Annotated in this window: 18 protein-coding genes; 8 read left to right on the plus strand and 10 right to left on the minus strand. The window is 70.0% G+C overall.

Features of this window, described 5'->3' with window-relative positions:
• Positions 1–32 precede the first annotated feature (32 nt).
• Positions 33–185: a hypothetical protein gene (locus tag G4Z16_RS06095; RefSeq protein WP_197349585.1), complete on the plus strand. Its 153-nt coding sequence runs from the start codon at positions 33–35 to the stop codon at positions 183–185.
• Positions 186–385: 200 nt separating this feature from the next.
• Positions 386–2,155 (plus strand): GDSL-type esterase/lipase family protein, encoded by a 1,770-nt coding sequence (locus G4Z16_RS06100; RefSeq protein WP_197349586.1) that lies wholly within the window; start codon positions 386–388, stop codon positions 2,153–2,155.
• Between the two features lie 836 nt (positions 2,156–2,991).
• Here G4Z16_RS06100 and G4Z16_RS06105 read toward each other — a convergent pair.
• The 4 genes from G4Z16_RS06105 to G4Z16_RS06120 form a co-directional block, all read right to left on the minus strand.
• The gene (locus G4Z16_RS06105) at positions 2,992–3,810 is read right to left on the minus strand and encodes a class I SAM-dependent methyltransferase (RefSeq protein WP_197349588.1); all 819 of its coding nucleotides are present in this window, start codon (positions 3,808–3,810) and stop codon (positions 2,992–2,994) included.
• The gene (locus tag G4Z16_RS06110) at positions 3,807–5,342 is read right to left on the minus strand and encodes a radical SAM protein (RefSeq protein ID WP_246530703.1); all 1,536 of its coding nucleotides are present in this window, start codon (positions 5,340–5,342) and stop codon (positions 3,807–3,809) included. Before G4Z16_RS06110 ends, G4Z16_RS06105 begins: the two co-directional genes overlap by 4 nt.
• A 200-nt stretch (positions 5,343–5,542) precedes the next feature.
• Complete coding sequence (locus tag G4Z16_RS06115; protein WP_197349591.1) at positions 5,543–5,989, minus strand: MauE/DoxX family redox-associated membrane protein; 447 nt, start codon at positions 5,987–5,989, stop codon at positions 5,543–5,545.
• A 75-nt stretch (positions 5,990–6,064) separates the two neighbouring features.
• Positions 6,065–6,700, minus strand: coding sequence for a peroxiredoxin-like family protein (locus G4Z16_RS06120; protein WP_197349593.1), 636 nt, complete (start codon positions 6,698–6,700; stop codon positions 6,065–6,067).
• Between the two features lie 6 nt (positions 6,701–6,706).
• On the opposite strand from G4Z16_RS06120, the gene G4Z16_RS06125 reads away from it, so the two are divergent.
• On the plus strand, positions 6,707–7,063 hold the full coding sequence (locus G4Z16_RS06125) for a TetR family transcriptional regulator C-terminal domain-containing protein (protein WP_425508148.1): 357 nt from the start codon (positions 6,707–6,709) through the stop codon (positions 7,061–7,063).
• A 31-nt stretch (positions 7,064–7,094) separates the two neighbouring features.
• Here G4Z16_RS06125 and G4Z16_RS06130 read toward each other — a convergent pair whose 3' ends face one another.
• A complete protein-coding gene (locus G4Z16_RS06130) occupies positions 7,095–7,670 on the minus strand; it encodes an SRPBCC family protein (RefSeq protein WP_246530704.1) in 576 nt (191 codons plus the stop codon).
• Positions 7,667–7,966 (minus strand): DUF427 domain-containing protein, encoded by a 300-nt coding sequence (locus tag G4Z16_RS06135; RefSeq protein ID WP_197349596.1) that lies wholly within the window; start codon positions 7,964–7,966, stop codon positions 7,667–7,669. Before G4Z16_RS06135 ends, G4Z16_RS06130 begins: the two co-directional genes overlap by 4 nt.
• 14 nt (positions 7,967–7,980) lie before the next feature.
• Here G4Z16_RS06135 and G4Z16_RS06140 point away from each other — a divergent pair, with 14 nt between their 5' ends.
• Positions 7,981–8,310 carry a hypothetical protein gene (locus G4Z16_RS06140; protein ID WP_197349598.1) on the plus strand — a complete coding sequence of 110 codons (330 nt, stop codon included), beginning with the start codon at positions 7,981–7,983 and terminating at the stop codon, positions 8,308–8,310.
• Positions 8,311–8,472: 162 nt separating this feature from the next.
• Here G4Z16_RS06140 and G4Z16_RS06145 read toward each other — a convergent pair whose 3' ends face one another.
• Positions 8,473–9,168: a hypothetical protein gene (locus G4Z16_RS06145; RefSeq protein WP_246530705.1), complete on the minus strand. Its 696-nt coding sequence runs from the start codon at positions 9,166–9,168 to the stop codon at positions 8,473–8,475.
• A 2,409-nt stretch (positions 9,169–11,577) separates the two neighbouring features.
• On the opposite strand from G4Z16_RS06145, the gene G4Z16_RS06150 reads away from it, so the two are divergent.
• Together G4Z16_RS06150 and G4Z16_RS06155 are read left to right on the plus strand one after the other, a co-directional pair.
• Positions 11,578–12,504 carry a hypothetical protein gene (locus G4Z16_RS06150; protein WP_197349599.1) on the plus strand — a complete coding sequence of 309 codons (927 nt, stop codon included), beginning with the start codon at positions 11,578–11,580 and terminating at the stop codon, positions 12,502–12,504.
• Between the two features lie 541 nt (positions 12,505–13,045).
• A complete protein-coding gene (locus G4Z16_RS06155; RefSeq protein ID WP_197349601.1) occupies positions 13,046–14,851 on the plus strand; it encodes a LamG domain-containing protein in 1,806 nt (601 codons plus the stop codon).
• A 76-nt stretch (positions 14,852–14,927) separates the two neighbouring features.
• Here G4Z16_RS06155 and G4Z16_RS06160 read toward each other — a convergent pair whose 3' ends face one another.
• Positions 14,928–16,652: a serine/threonine-protein kinase gene (locus G4Z16_RS06160; RefSeq protein ID WP_197349602.1), complete on the minus strand. Its 1,725-nt coding sequence runs from the start codon at positions 16,650–16,652 to the stop codon at positions 14,928–14,930.
• Positions 16,653–17,225: 573 nt separating this feature from the next.
• Here G4Z16_RS06160 and G4Z16_RS06165 point away from each other — a divergent pair.
• Both G4Z16_RS06165 and G4Z16_RS06170 read left to right on the plus strand, forming a co-directional pair.
• Positions 17,226–17,861, plus strand: a complete 636-nt coding sequence (locus tag G4Z16_RS06165) for a VOC family protein (RefSeq protein WP_197349604.1) — start codon at positions 17,226–17,228, stop codon at positions 17,859–17,861.
• A 1,053-nt stretch (positions 17,862–18,914) separates the two neighbouring features.
• Positions 18,915–20,438: a serine/threonine-protein kinase gene (locus G4Z16_RS06170; RefSeq protein WP_197349606.1), complete on the plus strand. Its 1,524-nt coding sequence runs from the start codon at positions 18,915–18,917 to the stop codon at positions 20,436–20,438.
• A 394-nt stretch (positions 20,439–20,832) separates the two neighbouring features.
• Here G4Z16_RS06170 and G4Z16_RS06175 read toward each other — a convergent pair whose 3' ends face one another.
• Positions 20,833–22,299: a sulfatase family protein gene (locus G4Z16_RS06175; RefSeq protein ID WP_197349608.1), complete on the minus strand. Its 1,467-nt coding sequence runs from the start codon at positions 22,297–22,299 to the stop codon at positions 20,833–20,835.
• Positions 22,296–23,276 carry an aliphatic sulfonate ABC transporter substrate-binding protein gene (locus G4Z16_RS06180; protein ID WP_197349610.1) on the minus strand — a complete coding sequence of 327 codons (981 nt, stop codon included), beginning with the start codon at positions 23,274–23,276 and terminating at the stop codon, positions 22,296–22,298. The genes G4Z16_RS06175 and G4Z16_RS06180 overlap by 4 nt, the downstream gene beginning before the upstream one ends.
• Positions 23,277–23,323: the final 47 nt, after the last annotated feature.

Consider the following 23,323-nt stretch of genomic DNA (forward strand, 5'->3'; position numbering starts at 1 on the left):
ATTCGGCTTGTCAGGCCGGTGGCCTGCAGGGGGTGCTGGAGCGCACGGTGCCCGACGGGTTGCGGGAGCTGTCCCAGCAAGCGGGTGCCGCCTGCGCAGTCCAGGGTCCACGGCGCGGAGGACGGCGCCGGTACGGGGACCGCGAGGTGGTGGCGGCGATCGTCTTCGTGGCCCCCTCGGTCTGAGCCTGGCGTTCGCCCCACCCGCGCAGCCGGACCCCCGCACGGACGGACCCCGCGCGCCATGGTGTTGTGCGCGCTGCACAGCCGTGGCGGCCTCGGGTTGGTCGCCTGCCCCGACCTGTCCCGAGGTGTCTGTATCCGGCCGTGGTCCGGTGCTTTGGTGAGCCGCGAGACGTACCCCCCATCGTCATGAGGAGGCCACGATGACGTGGCGACGACGTATCGCCGGACCGCTCATCGCAGTGGTGTCGGCGCTGATACTGCTCACCTTGCCGGCGCTGCCCACAGCCGCGGCCGAACCGGAGGAGCCCGCACCGGCGACGGAGAGCGCGGCAGCCCCCTGGGAGAACCCGGGACCGTACGGCGTCAAAGTCAAGATCGGCGTGACGCACACCTTCTACTATCCGGACGGCATGGGCGACGGCGGGCGCAAGCACCCGGTGATCCTCTGGGGCAACGGCACCGGCGTGATCCCCGGCGTCTACAGTTCCCTGCTGCGGCACTGGGCCGGCCAGGGATTCATCGTCGCCGCCGCCAACACCCCGAACGGCAACTTCGGCATCTCGATGCTCCATGGCATCGACAAGCTGACCGACTGGAACGCCGACCCGAGGAGCGAGTTCCACGAGCGGGTGGACCTCGCCAACATCGGCGCCAGCGGGCATTCCCAAGGCGGTTCGGGCGCGATCAACGCCGGAGCCGACCGGCGGGTGAAGACCACCGCGCCGATCCAGCCGGGGCCGCTCAACTCCCCCTCGGCCCTGCGCGGACCCGCGCTCTTCCTGGCCGGCGAACGCGACCTGATCGTGCCACCCGCCCTGGTGCGGTCCCTGTATGACCACGCCGACCAAGTACCGGCCGTCTACGCCGAGTTGAAGGGCGCCCGCCATGTGACCACAGTGGGCGACGCGGGCGGCTTCCGCGGAGCCACCACCGCCTGGTTCCGTCATCAGTTGATGGGCGACGCCGCGGCGGGAGCGCTGTTCTTCGGACCGGACTGCGGGCTGTGCAACGATCCGGCCTGGTCGGACTTCCGCCGGAACTCCGGCGCGGAGCCGTCGACTACGGCCACCACAGCGAACACGGCCACCACGGCCACCACGGCCACGGCGGACGCGGCCACGGCGAACACCGGCAGCACAGCCACCAAGGCGACCACAGCAGCCAAGGCGAGCACCCCCGCGCAGCAGTCCGCGAAGGTCCGGTACGTAGCGCTCGGGGACTCGGCCGCCGCCGGGCCGCTGATCCTCCCGCCGGACCTACGGCAGCCCGGCTGCCTGCGGACCACCCGCAACTACCCCGCCCGCACCGCCCGGGCGCTCGGCACCGCGGAGTTCACAGACGTGACGTGCTCCAGCGCCAAGACCACCGACCTGACGGGTTCACAGAAGACCCCACTGGGCGCGGTGCCACCTCAGCTTGACGCGCTGGACGCGGACACCACCCTCGTCACCCTCCACATCGGCGCCAATGACATCTCCCTGAGCAGCCTGATGGGCGATTGCCTCAGCCCGCTGCGGCTGCCGCTGACGAGCCGCTGCGCCGACACCTACCAGGACAACGGGCGCGATCAGTGGAAGGAGAAGATCGCCGACCTCGCGCCCCGCATCGACGACACCATCGGCGCCATACAGGCCCGTGCACCCAGGGCCGCGGTGCACGTCGTCGGCTATGGCAGCTACCTTCCGCCCGGCGGCTGTCACCCCAGGGTGCCGATCCTGCCGCGCGACGCCACCTACATCCACAGCACCATCGGGCACCTCAACACCATGCTGGAACAGCGCGCCGCCGCGAAGGGCGTCCACTACATCGACCTGGCGGCCGGGAGCACGGGACACGACGTCTGCCGTCCGCCGGGCACCCGCTGGATCGAGCCCTACGTGCCGGCGTCCCCCGCCGCCCCGTTCCACCCCAACGCCTTGGGCATGAAAGGGTTCGCCGACATCGTCACGGCGGCCGTCACCGACGCCTGAACGCCCGGGTCCCTGACTGAAGCCTGTCGGGCGCAGGGCTCCCTGAACCTCGTGGCCAGGCGCCCACAGCAGACGTACGTCTCGCCGACCCGCGAAGACACCGTCAATTCGCCCTCGTGACAGCACACCCCGCCGGCGCACGGATCGCGCTGTCGACGGGCGTGCACACACGCTCCGACCTTGCGCACCGTCCACGGCAGCTTTCCGGGGGAGCCGCGATGGACCGACTCCACTGGAACAGCGCCGAATTCAGCCCCTCCCGAACCTTCCTGGGCATGAACGCCTCAAGAGAGCACAGGTGGATCAGAGATGACTCGACAGCGTCTGATGGTGCGTTTGCGGAACAACGCGGACAGGGCCGCGGCCCTCGCTCTCTGTGGGTTCGCGGGGGCGATCGTGGTCTTGCTCATCGATCTCGGCGCCCCCGCCCAATGAGGGATGCCTCGATGACGACCGGCTGGTGCGGTGGGCGAGCACGGTGCGGTGCAGATGCTGAGGAGACGCGGACGCTTGCGGACATGGCCGGGGCGGCTCGCGCTGAGCGTGCTGCACGCGGGGAGACCAGCGTGAGTGCACACGGTCGAGTTGCCGCTGCGTCGTGACGGCGTACCGTGCTCGACGAAGTGGCGCAGGTCGTCGCCCAGTTGACGGCCGGTCCGGCCGATCCGGGCGAGCAGGAGCCGACGGGCCAGGGCACCGAGAACACCTCGGGTCTCAAGGTGTGCGTCAAGGCTGACTCGGATGTGGCGGCTGCCCAGCGGAGTCACTGTCCCCATGTTCCGGGGCGGAGGTGACGAATGCGGGCATGCCACGTCCCTCATACGTCCCTTTGCTGCTCAGCGGGACTTCTCGGCGATCAGCAGGGCGTAGCCGAGGGTGCCGTCGGAGACGGCGGTGCGGGCGGCGGCCAGTACGGGTGGTGCCGCGTCCAGGTCGACGCCCGCGGCGATGAGGTTTGTCGAGGCGGTCATGTGCAGCAGGTTCAGCCTCGCCTCGATCTGGTCGATCATGCGGGTCATCGCCTGGTCGTGGCGCTCGGTGCGCACCGTACGCAGCCCTGCGGCGGCCAGGATCTGTGAGTATTCGGACAGCGGGCGGGCGTCAGCGATGCAGGCGATCCGCGCGGCAAGACCCGTCAGTTCCGGCGGGAGCCGGTCGGGGAGGGCCGTGACGTCAGTGATTCCGACCCGGCCGCCAGGGGTCAGAACACGGGCGAACTCGGCGGCGGCCTGGGCCTTGTCGGGAAAGGTGCACAGCGCGCACTCGCAAACCACTGCCTCGAAGACCCCGTCCGGGTGGGGCAGGCCCTCGGCGTCACCCGTGATGAAGGTGGCGCGGTCGCCGAGTCCGACGGCGGAGGCGGCGCCCTGGGCGAGGGCGATATTTGCCGGGGAGTAGTCCACGCCCTCCACCCGCACGCCGTAGGTGTCGGCGAGGAGAAGAGCTGTGGTGCCGCGGCCTGAGGCCACGTCGAGTACGCGGCTCGACTTCGTGAGCTGAAGACCCTCGGCAAGGCGCCGTGTGAGGGCGCTGCCGCCGGGGTGGTAGGAGTCGCCGAGCAGCAGGGCGACCACGTCGGAGGAGTATGAGGCCGCGCAACAGTCCTTGAGCCCGTCACCGGATGCGGCGGAAGGGCTGGGGCTCTGGTCGGTCATTCCGGGTTCCCTTCGCCGGCGGACGCGGATGCGTGACGGGCCGTCTTGGAGCCGTAGGCGGTGTCGGTGAGCTGTGCTGCCAGCGGCAGAGCATTGGGCACCACATCGGCGACCTGGACACCGGACATCTGTGCGCGGATCTGCTCGCGGTAGCCCACGGAGTTGTACGCGCAGAAGGGGATCAGCCTTCCATCGGGGGTGATCTCCTCCACGCAGCACTTCATCAGCTGTTTGACGTTGAGGGTGTAGGGGTCCTGAAAGTCCTGGACCACGATCATGAACGCCTTGTCGCCCAGGTTCTTCACGGCCTCGGGCAGATCGATTCCGCACGCTTCCTCGCAGTCCAGGGCCTGAGCGGTGGCGTGCAGTTGCGCCTCCGTCGTCTCCGTGCCCATGAACGCGGAGGCAGACCACAGTTTCTCCAGCGCCTCGCGGATGCCGGCGTCCGGCATGACGCGGTTCGTGACGTAGTCAAGGTAGTCCTCGACCTGCAGCAGCCGCGGAATGGGCACGACGTTCCGATTCCCCGGCTCGCCGTCCACCAGCAGATAGGTGATCGAGCGGCAGGTGGGGAAGCAGCAGGGCACGGGAAAGAAGTCCCCCTTCCGGAACCACTGCGGCCGTTGAGCGTTGATCAGTTTGATCACGTCGGGATTGGTGAGCCTGTCCAGCGGATCGAAGGCGACATGACGGCCGGAGTGAGTGACGGGTTGGAAGGCCACCGACCGTACGGCGGGGTGGTCGATGCCGAACTCGACGATGTCGCCGAGCTCGTGCTCGTTCAGGCCGCGCTCGACCGCGGCTACGAGGGTGACGGTGAGCCCGGCCTCGGCGCAGTTGTCCAGCGCTCGCTGCTTGAACGTACGCAGGTCCCGGCCGCGGATCTCGCGGTGGGTGCGCTCCTCGAAGCCGTCGAACTGCAGGTAGACGTTCACCGACCGGCCCGGCACCTGGTTGCGCTGCCCTAGCTCGGCGATGAAGTTGTGGTCGGTGGCGAGCCGGATGCCGTTGGTGTTGAGGTTCACGTTTCGGATGGGGCGGGCCTGGGCGAGGTCGATGAAGTCCAGGATGTGCCTGTGGATGGTGGGCTCTCCGCCGGAGAACATCACCACCTCCGCCTCCCCCTCGGAGGCCACGAACACATCCAGCATCCGCTCGCACTGCTCGTGTGTGATCGAGTAACCGTCGCTCTGGTGGCCGGAGTCGGCGAAGCAGATCGGGCAGTCCAGATTGCAGCCGGTGTTGACCTCGATGATTCCCAGACAGGCGTGCTGCTTGTGTTCAGGGCACAGCCCGCAGTCGCTCGGGCAACCGTCCTTCACCTCCGTCTGGAAGGCGAGCGGAATCGTCCCCGGCTTGTTGAACCGCGCCGAGGACATGTACTCCTCGGCGTCCCCGTAGACAAGCGCCTCGAACTCGCCGTGCTCGCGGCAGCGTTTACGCAGGTAGACCTTGTCGTCACGGATGTTGACCTGTGCGTCGACCGGCGTCTTGCACAGCGGGCAGATGGACTTGGTGAACTCTACGAACACCTCCTCCCGGTCCCGCTTCCGAGGCACGGTCGTCCGGGGACCTTGGGGCGTCTCAGGCATCGGCGAGCCTTCCTGGTCGTCAGCGCGGGAGCAGTGGGGCATCGGCGAGGGCTCGTGTCGGAGGCGCGCGTCGGGCCGCCCGGCACGGCTCCATCACCAGGGCAGTGGTCATCGGGGTGAGCGTTCCCACCTCGAAGCGATCACCTACGGTGGACTTCACTCACCGCCTCCTGCGACCTGGTTTCTCCCGGGCGCCGTGCCGCGCGGAGCAGCAACCCTGCATAGAGCAGCAAGAGCCCGTCCTGGATGAGGACGACCCAGTTCAGGCTCTGGGCCAGGTAGATCCCGAAGCAGCCGCAGTTCGTGACGGCGAGACCGCGTATGTAGGCCTGGACGGCCAGCAGCGCCCAGACCACCGCGACCGCGGTGAACACCCACACCGGCGTGATCGCTCGCGATCGCGGACGGGCCAGCAGCCAGAGCCCACTGACCAGTTCGCCCGCGATCAGCGCCACTGCGAGCGCGCCGGCACCCGCGTCGGTGACCAGCCCGTACGCCGTCATGATCGCGGGCATCTGCCCGAAGGAAGCGAGTTGCCCCGCCGCCATCGCGGCATACAGCGCACCGAACACGATCCGCAGCGTCATGTCCCGCACGCTAGGCCCGCGAGAGCGGGCGGAACTGTAAGCGCGCTCACCGAAGAGCCCTCCATGCGGACTGGGTCAGCCCAGCGAGTGGAGCGCGGCGATGATGTCGGCCGGTTCGGCGCGCTTGGTGTAGTCGGTGTCGACGAAGGCCCATTGGATGGCGCCGGCCTGGTTGATGACGTAGGTGGCGGGCAACGGCAAGGTACGTGCGTGGCCCCCGTTCACCCGCTGGAGGTCGAAGCCGAGCCTGTCGTAGACCCCGGCCAGGTCGCCCGGCAGGTCGTAGGCGAGTCCGTACTGTTTGGCCGTGTCGGCGCCGATGTCGCTGAGGACGTCGAAGGCCAACTCGTGCTTCTCCGTCAGGGACAGGGACTCGTCGGGGATCTGCGGGGAGACGGCCACCGGCCGGGCACCGTGCGCGGCGATGGCGTCGTGGTGCTGTTGCAGGGAGCGCAGGGCGATGTTGCAGTACGGGCACCATGCGCCGCGATAGAAGGTCAGCACGGCAGGCCCCTCGGCCAGCAGCCCGTCCAGCGTGACGGTCCGTCCGGTTGCGCTCGGCAGGCTGAAGCCGGGCGCCTGGGCACCCACGGGAAGCGCGCGGTCGGCCTGGCCACGTTCGGCGGCAAGACGGAGCTCTACCGCGCCGCTCTGGAGCGCTATGCCGAGAGCCGCACCCGGCCGGTCCTCGACCGCCTCACGGAGGACCATCGGGGACTGCCCGCCGTCACCGACTTCTTCACCCGGCTGATAGAGACGCGCTGCCGGGGCGAGTTCGCCCAGTGGGGCTGCATGGTCTCCAATGCGCACGCGGGCGCCGAGAACGGCGACCCCGGCGTGCGGGCGCTCCTCGACCGGCAGCACGATCGCCTGCGCGACGCGCTGCACGCGGCCCTCGTCACCGCCCAGGCGCAGGATCAACTGGCCCTGGGCAGCGATCCCGCTGCCGCGGCCGAGGTGCTGGCGCTGCTCGCACACGGGGTGAACCTGCGATCGCGCGCCGGCGCGGACGCACGCCGCCTCAAGAAGACAGTGACCTCAGCCCTCGACGCGATCGGCGGGACAGCGGTGTGATCCATGCGATCCGGCACACCGTCACGCGGCCTCAACTCCGCGCTCTGCGCTCCGCTTCCTCCCTGACAGAGGCGAGCGACGCAGCGACGGTCGCCTCCCAGCGGGCGGCAACCGCGGCTCCCCACCACTGTCCGAGCGCCCACAGGTCCGTACCCATCTGCCCCTCGTACACCAGTCGTGTCCCCGATGCGTGCTCGCTCAGCACGAAGGACTCGGTCACCTGCGGAACCGGGCCACGGACCAGCCGGAAGTCGATGCGCCCGGGCCGGGAGAAGCGCACCGTCTCCACCGTGACCGCCCTCAGCCTCCCGCCCGCAACGGGCGTGAAGTGTTCGGCCAGAACCAGGTCGCTGCCCCGCTCCAGCACGCTGAGTTTCTCGCGCATGGCTCGCGGGGCGCGGCCCAGGTACGGCTGCGCCACCACGTCGAAGACCACCTCCCGGGCCGCTGCGATGTCCACGGTCTGCGGGCCCAATGGCCGGGTGCGCCGGCCGACGCCCACGTCGAGGGGCACCGCTCCGGTCACCAGTCCCAGGTAGGTACCGCCCAGGACTCCTCCGACACCGACCGTCCACGCGGCGATCCGTGCCAGGCGTGCGCCGGTCATCGTCCGGGCTCCGGTACGGCTTCCACGGTGACGCCGTTCGAGAAGGCGACATGGCTTTTGATCTTTTTGGCGGACAGGCTGGGATGCGGGTAGCACCAGGCGGCGTTCGCGTAATCCTGCCCGTCGACGATCAACCCGTAATAGCGGGCGATCCCCTTCCACAGGCACAGTGACCGCCTGCGGCTCTCAGAGACGTACCCGCGGTTGAGCGACTCGGGCGGAAAGTAGTCGTTGTCCTCCACCACCACTGTCCGCTCCGCCTGTGCAAGCACCGCACCCTTCCACACAGCACGCATCCTCCACCTCCAGCGTGATCCTGATCATCCACATCGTGACGCTAGAGCGCCAGCGCACCCACGACGGTGATCCCGCTTACCCTCGGGTCCCGGCGTCCGCAGCTGATGAGAGGGCACCGGTGGAGCTGGTCGACCTCGCTGCTGTGCTGTTCACCGACCGCGGTCTCGGCCTCGCCGCCGTTGGCCTTATCAAGTGCCACGCAACCTGGCGGCCCAAGGCGCACGGCGCATACCGCTCTGGCGCGACATCGGCTGCGGCGTCGGCGCTCTGGGGGGCCACGAGGGACACCGCCGCCGTCCCGGCCATGAACACGGCGACGAGCCAGGGGTCGCCGTCCGCGTAGCCGAGCAGCGCCGCCGCGATGAACGGCGAGAACCCCGCGAGCGCGGCGCCGACCTCGCGGGAGGCAGCGAGCCCGGTGCAGCGCCCGACTTGGGCACGTTGTCGAGGGGGACGCCGGTCAGCCGGTCAGCCGGTCAGCGCCGCGGGCGGCACGCAGGGGCACTCAGCGGTCGCCGCCGCCCTCCAAGAGGGCCAGGTCGGACTTGACGAGAGTCGTGGTCACAAGGAGTTCGGTGATCAGGTTGTGGTTGAGTGCGTTGCCGACGGGCTGGGGGACTTCGTCTTCCATGAGCCCGGACACCGAGCCGCTGAGCCTCGTCCGTACGCCGGCTACGACGCGTGCGGCCCGCTGCTTGCTCCAGGTCTCCGCCGGGCGCAGATCCGCCAGTTCGGCCGCGACCTCCGCCCAGGGAAGAGGCTGCGGCATGGGGTCGTTGCGCAGATAACGCTGGGCGAGGCAGATCAGGACCAGCTTCTCGGTCGCGGTCAGGTCCCACACCTCGCCCTCGTGCGTGGCGACCTCGCCCAGACCGCCATCCCCTGCCCCGGGCGTCGGTGTGGCGACCCGCACCTCCAGCAAGTGCTCCCGTTTCGGGGCGACGATGAACAGCGGGGTGAACCCGGACCGGAGCTCGACCCGGTCACCGCCCAGCACCAGGTGTGCCCCCGGGAGCCGGATCGGCAGGCGCCCGGTGTTGTTCAGCACCCATCGCGAGTGCTCCCGCGTGAAGTAGCCCTGCTTGCGGCTGACGTGCGTGTCGTCCGGCGCGACGCAGACGTGGACTTCCGGTTCGTTGCGGCCGAACACGAGGGGGAAGGCGGCGTCGGGGGCCATGCTCATGCCGCCGTTGACGCCCATGACGAACAGGGCCGGGCTGCGCGGGCGGAATACCGCGAGACAGGCTTCCGTAATCCGGCGGCAGCAGGTTGACCTTGCTCGGTGGCCGCGGCGGCGACAGTGTCATCGGGTCTGCCTCCTCGTCCCAGTTGCTCGGGGCCACGCTAGCCACTTACTGACGAGTGACGTCCCGGATCGGACCGATCAGGCCGATCAGGCCGATGGGGTCGATCAGGTCGATCAGGCCGCCCCCATCCTGCTGGGTGGGCCGTGGCCTTCCCCTTGGCCGGCATGGCGTCACCCCAAGCTCCCGAACTCGTACGCGGGGAAGGCCCGCTGCCGCCCGGAGGGGAGGGCGGCAGCGGGACGGCGGCTACGGTGCCGGAGCCGGTTCGGGCGCGGGCGGGGGTTCCGGCGCGGGCTCCGGCTCCGGCGCAGGGGCCTCCTCCTCAGGCGCGGGCTCCGGCTCCGGCGCAGGGGCCTCCTCCTCAGGCGCGGGCTCCGGCTCCGGCGCAGGGGCCTCCTCCTCAGGCGCGGGCTCCGGCTCCGGCGCAGGTTCCGGAGCAGGAGCTTCCTCCTCGGGCGCAGGAGGCGCGGGGGCCTCCTCCTCAGGCGCGGGCTCCGGTTCAGGAGCGGGGGCCTCCTCCTCAGGCGCAGGTTCCGGAGCAGGAGCTTCCTCCTCGGGCGCAGGAGGCGCGGGAGCTTCCTCCTCGGGCGCGGGCTCCGGCCCGGGAGCAGGGGCCTCCTCCTCAGGCGCAGGCGCAGGCGCAGCGGGCGCTTCATCTGCAGGTGCCGGAGGAGCGGGAGCCTCCTCGGGCGCCGGAGGTGCGGGAGCCTCACCCTCAGGCCCAGGCGGAGCCGGAGGCGGCGGGGCAGGCGCAGGCGGAGCTTCCTCCCCTGGAGCGGGCGGAGCCGGGACCTCGCCCTCGGGCGCCGGAGGTGCGGGGGCCCCGCCCTCGGGTGCAGGCGGAGCGGGAGCCTCCGGCGCCGGTGCAGGCGCCGGTGCAGGCGCCGGCGGAGCTGGCGGAGCCTCGCCTTCAGGCGCTGGGGGTACTGGCGGAGCGGGAGCTTCACCTGCAGGCGCCGGCGAAGCAGGCGCCGGTGGTGCGGGGGCCTCACCCACGGGCGCAGGCGGCGGAACAGGAGCAGGGGCTCCGGCCGGCGGGGCAGGAGCAGGGGCTCCAGCCGGCGGGCAGGAGCAGGGGCTCCAGCCGGCGGGGCAGGAGCAGGAGGCGGCGCCTGCGCGCCCTCTGCCTCCTCCGCACGCGCCAGCCCCGAAGGTGACGAAGCAGACGGCGCCGCCAGCGGCCCCCAGAGGTCCTCAAGAGGCAGATTGCCCACCCAGCCGTCGTTGACCGGTCCACCGACATACGTGGGTGGGCTACTCGCCGGGTCGGGGAGGTCCATCAGCGCGTGCTCGTTCCACTGCTCGATGGACCTCCGCTCCTCAGGGCTGGTGGTCGACTCAAGGTACTCATTCGCGTTGTAAAGGCCGCCTGCAGCACCGGCGATGGGTCCAGCCAGTTTTGATGCCAGGCTCCTTGCAGGGAGTTTGCCATCTGGTCCGGGAACCGGGCGGGCATTCTCTGGGTCCCTGAAACCCCCGATGGTTTCCGCGGCCCGATCGGCATAGAAGAAGCCGGTGTAGGCACCGTCGAAGGTGCGCCCCGCGAAGTCGCCCCAGCTGAACTCCGCAGGCGGTGGCTCAGGCGCAGCCGGAGGCGGCGTCTGAGCCTGCTCCGCTTCCGCCTCCTCCGCACGCGCCAGCTCCGAAGGTGACGAACCAGGCTCCGCCGACGGCGGCGCCTGAGCCGGAGCGGGAGCACCACCATCAGGGGCCTGAGCCGGAGCGGGAGCACCGCCATCAGGGGCCGGAGCCCCAGGAGCGGGAGCACCGCTCTCGGGTGCAGGTGCGGCACCGTCTTCGGTTCCAGGTGCGACGCCGTCGGCAGAGTCCGGAGCCTCACCCACGGGCGGAGCCGGAGGCTCACCCTCCCCCTCAGGCGTCGCGGCCCTGTCCGCGTAAGGGATGTCCGGCACGGGCGTACCTGCAGCGGGCGTTTCTGGAGTCGTGTCCGGAGTCGCGCTCGTTTCCGCTCCGGGCTGCGGCGGCGCCGCCCATGCTCCGGAGCTGGCGTCGTACAGGTCGTCCTCGGAGTCCTCCTCGGCGTCGGAGTCGTCAGAGTCCTCGGAGTCGTTGCCTGAGTCCTCGTCGGCATCGTCGTCGGACTGCTCAGCGAGGCCCGGCAGTTCCGCAGTCGGTACTCCGGAGTCCTCGCTCACGTCACCGGTGTCCGGGTCCTCGCCGCTGTCGGACTCCTCATCCGAGTCGTCGGAGTCCTGCGATACGGGGGCCGGAAGCGTCCGCGGGCCCGCGGCGCGGTCAGCGGGATCGAGCGATGGACCTGCCCGCAGCCCCCGTTGAATCCGATGCAACGCCTCCTCGTCCACCCCGGCGGCACGCAGCCGCTCTGCAATGCGCTCTCGGGCCTCCTGCTCGAGCGATGGCTGCCCGGAACGCGGGAAGTCCGCATCCGCGCGCTGCGCCGACGCCGCGTCGCTCGACTGCTGCTGATAGCGCGGCTGTTGCCGTTCCTGCTGACGCTGCTGCAGCTCCTGCAGCTCCTGCTGCTCCTGCTGCTCCTGCTGCTCCTGCTGCAGCTCCGGCTGCTCTTGCTGCTGCTGCACGGTCGCGGCCTGCGCCTGACCAGGAGCGAAGACCGCCGGCAGCAGCCACGCACCGAACCCCAGCGCCCCGGTCACCACCGCCGCACGTACCAACTGGCGGTCCCACAGCGGCTTCGCGTGCCACTCCGACCGCGGCTGGGGGCACCTGCCGGCGCCGCCAGGGGGAGAGAACTCCGACTGCGCCCCCTTCGACGGCGCACCGCGATCGCCGGCACCGACCGTGCCCGACGCAACGGCGTCCACCAACTCACGTACCGTGGCCGCCGGCACCTCGATCACCGCACCTCGTCGGCGCGAAGGAGCCCTCGTCAGCTCAGGCGGCACCGCGACGTACGTGACCCGCCCGAGGCAGGCCAGTTCCTCCTCGACGTCGACGATCAGCAACGTGGCTGCCGACAACTCCACACCGGTGCGCTGCCGATCCCACCAGGCCCGCAGCCGCCTCGCCGTCCCCCGCGCGGCGAGCTCGTCCCCGAACATCGGCGGTACGAGCACCGGCAGGTCCGCGCCGGCCTCGGCGAACCGCGACCGCATCCCCACGGCGACGGCGTCGGCCAGTTGAGGGTCCCTGACCAGCACCAGGCAGGCATGACCCGCGTGATCACCCGGCGAACCGGAGCGTGCTTTCGCCTGCGGGGATCGGCCAGTTGGATCCGGGATTCTCCGTAGATGCATGCTTGGCGCCTCCTCACGGCAGGACGAAGCCGCCGCCCGTTCACCGCTGGACATGGCACGACAAAGTCCTGGTCTGTTGGTGCGCGGTGACGCTAGGCGACGTCACCCGGGACCGGTCTCAACTTGCCGGTAACCGAGAAACGGCTGGACCACCGCAGCCCCACTCCTGGCCGTCTGCCGCCAACAAGTGGGTGGTCAGGGGCCGTTGACGTTCGAGGCCCTTGCGTGGGACCTGGAGACGACCGACCATGACCGTCGACGCGGCCGGATCACTGATCCGGCACACAAAGCATTCGTCTCGTTACCGCCTGACCGCCTGACCGCGTGACCGCGTGCCGCGTAGCCGCGTGACTCGCGAAGGAGACGCCTGAAGCGGCGTAAGTCGAACGGGGGAAGACCGATGGATTGCGCACGCCTGCCTGATGCCGAACTGCTCCGTCTCACACGGGTAGTCGGAGGGCCGTTTGCTGCTGCGCTCGATGAGCTGGAGCGGCGCCACTTCCCTGCCGTACGGGCCTTCGCATCCGCAGGCACCGTGAGCGAGACGGCCGCCGGCGAGCTGGCGCACCAGTCGTGGGATGAGGCGCTGCGGCAGCAGGAGGACGGCAGTGCCAGCGGTGCCGTACGCCCCTACGCCCTCGCTGCGGTGCTCCGTACGGCTTCCGGCTGGGCGCGAGAGGGCCAACGGAGCGCGTTGAACCCGGAGTTGTGCAGCTGGATCGATACGAACGGGCCGGTGGCGCTTGAGGACGCCGCGACACCGGAATCCCACCCCGGCTCACTCGGGGCGCGCGCCTTCGGCGGTCTTCCGGACCGCAGCCAGGCCGTTCTGTGGCACGAGACGGTCGAGCGCGACGACAGTGCGCTGACGGCCAAGTTGGCCGGTGCCGGCTCCGGTGAGTTGCCCGCGCTCACCGGCCGTGCACGGAGGGGTCTGCACAACTCGTACGTCCAGATCCACCAGAACGGGATGCGGGACGACTGCCGCCGATTCCACCGCATGGTGCTCGCCTACGCGGACGAGAGGTCCTCGGACGTCGGCGCGGAACTCGCCCCGCACTTGGAGAGTTGCGCCCGCTGTTCCCAGGCCGTCACCGACCTCGTGAGTGTGCAGGACGACTGCGGCGCGCTGCTGGCGCGGGCACTGCTGCCGTGGGGCGGTCCGGAGTACGCCGCCCGCCGCATAAGGGAAGACGCCGGCCAGGAGCTCTTCCTGCCCGGGGCCGGTGTGCCGCCCGCGCCGGGCGCTGCTGCGACCGGCAGTACGGCGACCGGCGACCGCCGGCCTGAGGGCCCGACAGCCGAGCCCGTGGTGTCCGAACCCCCGGTGTCCGAAGCTCTGGCGACCAAGCTCTGGGCCACCCGAAGCCCGGCGAGCGGCAGGCCTCGGCCTGGGGTACCCGACGCGGCGGGCGCCAGTGCACGCATGACCCGCCGGCGGCGCACCGATCTCTTCGTGCGGTGTACGGCTGCCGCCGCACTGTGCGGTGTCGCGGCCGTCGTCGTTCTGGGGTTCGCAGGAGACGACCCCCCGAAGGGGAAACCGCAGAGCAAGGAGTCGGGACCGCCTGTGCAGCCCTCGTCTTCGCCTTCCACAGCGCCCTCCCCTTCCAGTACTTCGGCCAGCGCGACGGCCTCTCCCTCGAAGAAGCCCGATCCGTCGTCGAAGCCCAGCAGGGAACGGCCCCCCTCGCCACCCGCTGACGGTTCGGCAGTGGAGTGGCTCTTCGACCAGGTCGGCGGCGGGATCACTCCGGACACCTCGGGCAACAACAAGGACGGCACTCTCTTCGGCGCGACCCCTGCGAGCAGAGTGACGGGCGGAGCGCTGCGCTTCGACGGGGGCCAATTCGTGGCGTCGAAGGGTCCGTTGGTCGACACGAGCAGCAGCTTCTCCGTATCGGCACGGGTCAAGCTGAACGACACGGACCGCTCGCAGACGGTGGTGAGTCAGGACGGACCGGAGTCCAGCGGCTTCCTGCTCCAGTACGACGCGGAAGAGTCGCAGTGGGAGATGCGAATTCCGGAAGGACCGTCGGACGACGTGGATGCGGACGCGGACGAGGCGGTCTCGGATGTGGAGGTCGAGGCGGGGGAATGGACGCATCTGACGGGTGTTTACGACGAGGCCGCCGGAAAGGTCCGCCTGTACGTCGACGGCCGCCCCGGTGAATCGGTCGACCACGAAGAGGACTTCGCGTCACCGGGGAACTTCGTCGTGGGCCGCGGGCTGGGAGACAACGAGTTCTTCAGGGGTGTCGACGGAACCATCGACGATGTCCGGGCATTCGGCAAGGCCGTCTCACCGGCGGAGGCCGGGTCCCTGGCAGAGAGGTCATGAACATCCCGTCCCGGGCTGCTGGTCCGCGGCCTCGCGCTGCCTCCTCACCCACACCGGCGGGCTCACGGATCACCGGTCAGCCACGCCGGTAACTGAACGACCGCGTACCCTCCCAGGACTTCTTCTTGATGCGGTATCCATACGCCTTTTCTTCGGCGAGGTGACCGGGTCCGATGTCGACCACGTCGGCACGGCGCCAGACACCGTCGATCTTCTGGTCCACGAAGTAGGTGAACTCGTTGAAATCTTTGGTCGAGGCTTCGAACGTGTTCCTGATGGTGAGAATTCTCCTGCCCTTGGTGGATGATTTCGACAGCTCGACAGTCTGATCCGCCCAGATGGTGAGGGCTCTCTCCAAAGGCGCCCACGACCCGGCCTTTTCGCCGTTCACGGAGATCGACGCGATCTGCCCTGAGACGCTGGAATCGAGGCGCCGCGTCAGCCGCACGCCGGCATTGGCCGGATCGACCTTCACCGTGAACTGGCTCCATCCGCCGGGCCCGAATGCACGGCCGTCGTCGGTGACGATGCGCTTGGCGGACGCCGACGGCTTGGCGGACGCCGACGGCTTGGCGGACGCCGACGGCTTGGCGGACTCGGGGAGAATGAGGAACATCGCCACGGCCACAACGGCAACCAGGGCTGCCGCGAGCCCGGTGAGCAGGAAGGCTCGGCGCGGAAACCTGCGTTCGGAGCCGGAGCCGGAGCCGGAGCCGGAGCCGGAGCCCGCGGAGGCGGTGCCCGCGGAGCCGGAGCCCGCGGAGCCGGAGCCCGCGGAGGCGGTGCCCGCGGAGCCGGAGCCCGCGGAGGCGCTGCCCGCGGAGCCGGAGCCCGCGGAGGCGGTGCCCGCGGAGGCGGGGTCCACCGTGGTCTGCCCGTGCAGCGGCCGGTCCGATTCCTCGGCCTCCGAGGCCGGGGCACCGGTGGACTCGGACTCGGACTTCGTGGAGGCGATCATGTCCATCACGGCAGGAGGAAGCCAGTCGGCACTCGGCCAGGGACCGGCGAGCCGGGCGAGGACGTCGGCCAGCGGAGGCCGGGCGGCCGGGTCCTTTGCCAGACAGGCGACGATCAAGTCGCGATGCTCGCGCTCCACAACGATGTCGCGCAGATCGGGCGGTTCGCTCGTGATGCGATGAAGGATGGCGGCGATCGTCTCGCCGTCGAAAGGACTGTGACCCGTGGCCGCGAATCCCAGGACCGCGCCAAGGGCGAACACGTCGCTGGCGGCTTCGGGCGGATGCCCGTTCACCTGTTCCGGGGACATGTAGGCGTAAGTTCCCAGGACTGCGCCGGTCGCGGTCATCCGGCTGGCATCCTGCGTGCTGGCGATACCGAAGTCGATGATTCTGGGACCGTCGGCGGCCAGGATCACGTTGCCGGGTTTGAGATCTCGATGCACCAGGCCGCATGCGTGGATGGCGGCCAACCCCTCGGCGAGCCCGGCGCCCAGAGTCCGTACGGCCTGCGTGCCGAGGGGACCGTGTCCGGTAACGGCGCCGTGCAGGGAAGGGCCGGGGATGTACGCGGTGGCCATCCACGGTGGATCGGCATCGGGATCGGCGTCGATGACCAATGTGGTGTGGAATCCCCCGACCCTGCGGGCGGCCTCGACCTCGCGGGCGAACCGGGCGCGGAACCGCTCACGGTGAGCGTATTCGGACCGGATCAGCTTCACCGCGACCGGACGTCCCCCCGGGGAACGACCGAAGAACACCTGCCCCATGCCGCCTTCGCCAAGCCGCCCCACCAGCCGGTACTTGCCGACGCGCCTCGGATCGCTGGGCTGCAGCGGATCCACCCAAGCCCCCCACGTTCGATACGAGGACCCAAATACACCATCAACCTCTCAAGAAGGCCAGAGGAGTTGGGGACCGGCTTCGGATATCCGGGAGGGGCGAGGATGCAGGTAATACGTTGTCCGGTGACCGGCCGACCGACCGGCCCGCAGGGCCCCAGGGCCTCAGGGCCTCAGGGCCCCAGGGCCCCAGGGCCCCAGGGCCGCGGCCCGCCCGAGCACCCGCGGCTGCGGCCATCGGCGTCGACGACCACGAGGCGACGAGGACCATCGATGATGCGCAGCGCAATCCCGCCGCATGCCGCGCGTTCTCGGAACACGCCACCACCGCATGGTGAAATCCGGCGGGCGGGCCGGGCACGTGGGCTGGGGCGTGACTGCGTCCGCCGACGGGCTCCGGACGGCCAGGTCCCGCAAGCCGTCCAGCGGCTCGGCCTCCACGGGCCGCACGCGGGGCCGTACCCGAGGCCCCCGACGCTCCGATCTGCGAACGACCAGGTCAGGCTCGTGTCCTGAAGGAGAAACCGGTCAGAATTCAAGAAGCGTCGACGACCGGCCGCCCATACCGTCGAGGACATGAACTCCATCGACTCCGTCACCCTGGAAGTGGCCGACACCGAGGCCGCCGCCCGCTTCTACTCCACCGCCTTCGGACTCGACCCGTCGCACGTGCGCCTGCGCGGCTCCGAGGCCCCCACGACGGGCTTCCGCGGTTTCACGCTGTCGCTCGTGGTCTCCCAGCCGGGCAACGTCGACGCGCTCGCCGGCGCCGCCCTCGACGCAGGGGCCACCACACTCAAGCCCGCCGCGAAGTCGCTATGGGGCTACGGCGGCGCCGTCCAGGCCCCGGACGGCACCATTTGGCAGATCGCGTCGTCGGCGAAGAAGGACACCGGCCCGGTCACCCGGGACGTCGACGAACTCGTGCTCCTGTTGGGTGTCGAGGACGTGAAGGCGAGCAAGCAGTTCTACGTCGAGCAGGGCCTCACCGTTGGCAAGAGCTTCGGCGGCAAGTACGTCGAATTCGCCACCGGATCGGGCCCGGTCAAGCTGGCTCTCTACAGGCGCCGCGCCCTTGCCAAGCTCGTCGGTGTCCCCGCCGACGGCACCGGATCGCACGGGATCGTGATCTCCGGCACCACCGGCCCGTTCACCGACCCAGATGGGTTCGTCTGGGAGGCCACGGCTTCCGTGAGTGACGGCGACCGCTGACGGTCTCAGCGGCGCAGGTATTGGCGTACGGCCTCGGCGAGGTCGCGCCGCCAGGCGTTGAGACGGGCCGCGCGGCGGGCGTTGACCGCGCAGAAGTGGGACGAGCCGTCACGCAGTACGACCGTGAACGGCCTGTCAGTCCGCCGATCACTCGGCCCGTTGCCGGGTCCCTGACGAGCACCGCCAGCGAACGCCGGTCATCGATGCCGGTTTCCTGAACGTTGAACTCATCGAGCGCATCCGAGATCAGCGCGACGTCCGTGGCGCCGAGATGGTCGGTGACGAAGACGGAGGGCGGCGCAGGTGCGCGGGGAGCCACCGGCCCCTCCCCCGGCGCCGTGTGGGCCTGCATGCGTGCAGTCGGGTCGCTCATGGTTCCGACCGTGGTCACCGGGGTCTGACAACGCGGTCGCCCGGGGCCCCGAATCACATCCCTGCCGTGCGGTGCGTTCGGCAGGGCGGCGGGTGCCATCGGCGGTGCAGCAGCGAAGTACAGCGCTGGCAGCGGTCTGCGCCCGGGCGAGCACCTCTCCCACGTGGCGGGCTGCGCCCGTGTTCCCCATGATGATCTCCCTGGCACGGGCGGCCGGTTGAGCTGCCCAGCAGGGTGGGGCAGGGATGGCCGATACCCCCTCATCAATTTTCCGGGCCGTTGACGAAAAGATCTAGGGACGCCATGCTGTGCGGCATGCGGTCTCACGACGGCCCTCTGATCCGACCGGGGAAACCAACGGCGAGAACGAGTACCCGGAACTCCCTGTCGGTGTCAGGATCAAGACCGACCACGGGCCGTTCGTCGACTCCTGGACGAGGGCGGGCGGCCGACTGGAGACCCCACCGCGGACGCCGTGGGCCGAAGCGGCAGACGCACACCGTGCTCCCCCGGCACCGGCCTCCCGGGGCGCCGCAAGCGGGGCGAACTGGGCGGGCCGCCCGGCTCGTTCGTCCGGCCCGGCGAGCCGGTGAACGGAACCAATGAGCCGCCAGGGGCGACTTCACTAACGTCAGTACGGAGCCCAAGGGTTGGGGCCACAGTCGACCGGGGGGAGCCTGATGCAGCCGCTGGAAGCCGGGGATCCGCGGGCTGTCGGTCCGTACCGGTTGGCCTTCCGCCTCGGCTCGGGCGGGATGGGCCGGGTGTTCCTGGGTGAGTCCCCCGCCGGGCGGCGGGTCGCCGTCAAGGTAGTGCGGGAGGACCTGGCGTCCTCTCCCGGGTTCCGCGAGCGCTTCCGGCGAGAGGCCAAGCTCGCCATGCGCGCGGGCGGCTTCTGGGCCGCGCAGGTCGTCGACGCGGATCCGGACGCCGCCACGCCGTGGATCGCGAGTCAGTACGTCGACGGCCCTTCGCTCGCCGAACGTGTCGCCGGGCACGGCCCGTTGGACGAGAAGGCCGTTCGCGCCCTCGGCGGCGGACTGGCCGAGGCGCTCGCGTCGTTCCACAAGGCGGGCCTTGTGCACCGCGACCTCAAGCCTTCCAACGTGCTGCTCGTCGACGACGGTCCGAGGATCATCGACTTCGGCATCTCGAAGGCCCTCGAGACCTTGGAGACCGCCGGAAGCACCGATCTGACCGGGGCGGGAACCATCCTCGGCACGCCGGGATTCATGTCGCCCGAACAGGCACTTGGGCAGTCGGCGGGCCCGGCGGCGGACGTCTTCTCCCTCGGCTCACTGCTCGTCCACGCGGCCACGGGCACCGGACCGTTCGGCGAGGGCGCCTCTCACACCCTGCTGTTCCGCGTCGTGTACGAGGAACCCGATCTCAGCGCAATGCCTTACGGCCTGCGGGAGTTGGCGCAGGACTGCTTGCAGAAGGCACCGGAGGACCGCCCTGCCGCCGCTGATCTCGTCTCGCGCCTCGCGCAGCCGACGGTCCCCGATCCGCGCGCCGTGCCGGGGGACGACGATGCGGGTCCGTGGACGGACGTGCGGACGAGCGACCCACATGGGGACGCGCTGGCGATCACCGGGCCGCAGCAAGGGAGTTGGGCCGGCTCGACGGCGACGACAAGGCCCCCCGCAGGGGCACCGCGGAAGGCGCCGGTCGGCGAGCCCGCCGGGAGCCCGCCGGCAGGCGACTCGTTCGCGGTTGAGCAGTGGGGCCCGGATGTGTTCTGGCGCCGTATGCGACGGCCGGTCGGGTGGGCGCTGGGGATCGACGGCGTGCTCCTGCTGCTGGGGCTCGGGTTCGACAAGGTCCCGGTCATGTCCGTGTACGCGATCGTCATCACGCTGCTCTCTGCGATCTACGGACTGAGGGTCTCGCTGCCGCTCCTTCGGGTCAGGGCGCTGCACGTAGGTGCTGACGGGCTCACGGTGCGGCACGGACCGCACACGCTGGCCGTTCCCTGGCGGGACATCGCGTCCGTCCAGTTCAGCAGGAAGAAGAACGAGCGGGCACTTACCTTGACGGCGGCCCTCGATGCGAACGCGAACATCCGGGTCCCGTCCCCGCTGCGTGCCGGCGCAGGCGTCCTGAGGTGCACGGTCGCCTCCCCCTGGAAGAGGGACACGCGCACCCGCGTGCAGAGCCTCGAATCGGCGCTGCACACCTTCGCGGGCAACCGCTACCGGTGACCGGCCGCGTCCCGTCCTGCGGTCTCCCGCTGAACCGGCCATGCGATTCGGCCTGTCTTCGGAGCACGAGCCATGCGCGCGAGCGCCGCCACATCCACGCGTCGCCGGGCGAACTGCGGGCGCACTCGGAATTCCAGACCGAGACTTGCGGCGGCCTCGTCGTCCGCCACGTGATCGCTCTCGGCACGGGCAGATCGAAGACCCTGGGATTCATGCCTCGACCCGGTCAGGATCCGGCCGACCTCCTCTGGGCGCTCCTACTGGATCCAGTGGCCGCAGCCGTGGAGCGGGCCCGGGCCGGCTCGCGTCCCTGCCCGCCTGAACACCGGCCGGGCACCTTCTACTTGGAGCACCGCCGGCACTCCGCCGTTCTTGACGAGCGTGGAGCGGCGGGTCAGTCGGTGCCCTCCAGTTCGAACGAGCTGAGGCTGGGGTCGTGGTCGGAGGCACCGATGTCGTACATCGGTGTCATCCAGTGGTAGAAGTTGTCGCCCCGCTCGCGCAGCAGGTCGTAGAGCCGGCGCAGCATGCGGCGGCGTACGGGCGCGAACTCGGGGTGCGGGTACCGGTTGTGGAGCTCACTCGGATCCTGGACGAGGTCGTAGAGCTCGTTGACGGACTCCGGGTTGACGACGAGCTTGTAGCGCTCGTCGCGGAGCATCCGCTGCGGGTAGGGGAAGTGGTGGCCGTGGAACTCGGCGACCAAGTCGGCGGCCCAGGGCGGGTGTTCGCCGCGCACCAGCGGTACGAGGCTGCGGCTGTCGACGGCGGGCCCGGTGTCGCAGCCGGCGAGGTCCAAGATGGTCGCCGTGCAGTCGGTGAGGGTGACGAGCTCGTTCCTGACCTGCGGGGCGGCCCCCGGGATGCGGACGATGTCGGGGATCCGGTAGATGTCCTCGTACATGGCCGGGCCCTTGTCGTGCAGCCGGTGGGCACCGGTGAACTCACCGTGGTCCGCGGTGAAGAAGACCGAGGTGTCGTCGCTCAGGCCCAGTTCGTCGAGCCGGGTCAGGATGCGGCCGATCTGCTCGTCGATCAGTGTGACGTAGCCCCAGTAGACGGCGATCAGCTTGCGGGTGACCTCGATCGGCATGGTGTCGAACGTCCAGTGCTCACTGTAGTTGCGTTGCACCGGCGGCTTGCCCTCGAAGGTCTCGGCGATCGACTCCGGCAGTTCCACGAGGTCCGGGTCGTAGAGGTCGAAGTACGCGTCGGGCAGCAGGTAGGGCAGGTGGGGCCCGAAGAAGTGGGTGGCCAGGAAGAACGGGCGGCCGTCGGCGGCGTACTGGTCGAGTTGTTCGATGGCGCGGGTGGCGAGGTAGTGCTCGAAGGTCGCCTCGACGGGCTGATGCAGGCGCGCGGCGAGCAGGTTGCCCGGGTTGCCGTTGGGTGTGGTGCCGCGCACATGACCGGATATCCGGTACGGCGGCAGGCCCCGTTCCTCCAGGTAGGCCAGGTAGTCGGGGTGGTCGACGGGGTTGTGCCAGCCGGGCAGGTCCGGCCCGTCGAATCCGTACGAGGCGGCGTTGCGGTGCGTGCCCCCGTGCCACTTGCCGATCAGGCCGAGCTGGTAACCCCGCTCCCGCAGCGCGCCGGCGAAGGTGAACGCGTCCTCACGCAGGTCCTCCAGATAGCCCACGTTGCGTTCGTAGTTGGCCAGCAGCCGGTGGCGGAACGGCGCCTGCCCGGTGAGCAGGCTGGCCCGGGCCGGAGTGCAGATGGCGGTGGGCGTGTAGCTCCGGTCGAAGCGCGTGCCGGTCGCGGCCAGCCCGTCGAGGTGGGGGGTGGCGACGTGCGGGTTGCCGTAACAGCCCAGCGTGTCGACGCGGTGCTGATCGGTCATCAGGAACAGCAGGTTCACTTCGCGTAAGCCTTCGTGTAGAGGTCACCGGTGTAGTAACTGGAGGGCTTCGGCGAGGACTTGAGCTGGCCGGCCCGGACGAAGAAGTCGCCCAGGTTGTTCAGCCACGCGTCGACGGTGCCGTTCTTGGTCTTGGCGACGAGATCGGCGGTCGTCAGGGTCTCCACGTTCGCGGCGTCGGCCTTCACCTTCTTCTCGTCGAGCTTGAGCATCTTGGCGGACTCGGCGATGGCCTCACGGGGATGCTCGGCACGCCAGTCGTTGGCCTTCTGCAGCACCTTGATCACCTTGCTGGCGAGTTCGGGCTTCACCTTGTTGCCCGCGACGAAGGCGGTGGGAAAGGTGCTGTCCATCTCCCGCGTGCTGGCGACCTCTTCGAGGTCGGGCACCTTGTCCTTGATGTTGTCGATCAGCGGGTACCAGATGCCCGCTCCGTCGATCTGCCCGGAGGAGAACGCGGAGACGATCGAGCCAGGAGCCATCGGCACCTTCTGCACGTCCTTGGTGGTCATCCCCGCCTTCTCCAGCGCGAGGTTGAGCGCCATGTCGCCGGACGTGCCCTCGGGGACGCCGACCTTCTTGCCCTTGAGGTCCTTCATCGAGTCGATGCCGGGCTGGGCGATGACCCGGTCCGCGTACGCGAGGGTGTTGACGGAGACGACCTTGGCCTTGCCGGAGGCGGGCAGCCACATGGCACCGGGCCCGATGTAGCCGAAGTCGAGGTCGCCGGCGCCGAGCGCCTGCACCTGAACCGGTCCGTCGTTGAACGCCTTGACCCTCGCGGTGAGGCCCGCCTCCTTCCACAGGCCGCGCTTCTCGGCGATGGCCAGCAGGCTCACGCCGTTGTAATCGCCTATGTAGCCGAAGTCGACCGTCGAGTCGTTGGCGGTGTCCTCGGAGCACGCGCTCACGGAGAGCACCAGCAAGGACATGGTGGAGGCGGCCGCGAGGGCACGCCGAATACTGCTGCTACGCATGCGGGACAGTCCTCTCGGAAGAAACCGAAGAGCTCGGCAGGAATTCA

The organism is Streptomyces bathyalis (assembly GCF_015910445.1).
GTDB lineage: Bacteria > Actinomycetota > Actinomycetes > Streptomycetales > Streptomycetaceae > Streptomyces > Streptomyces bathyalis.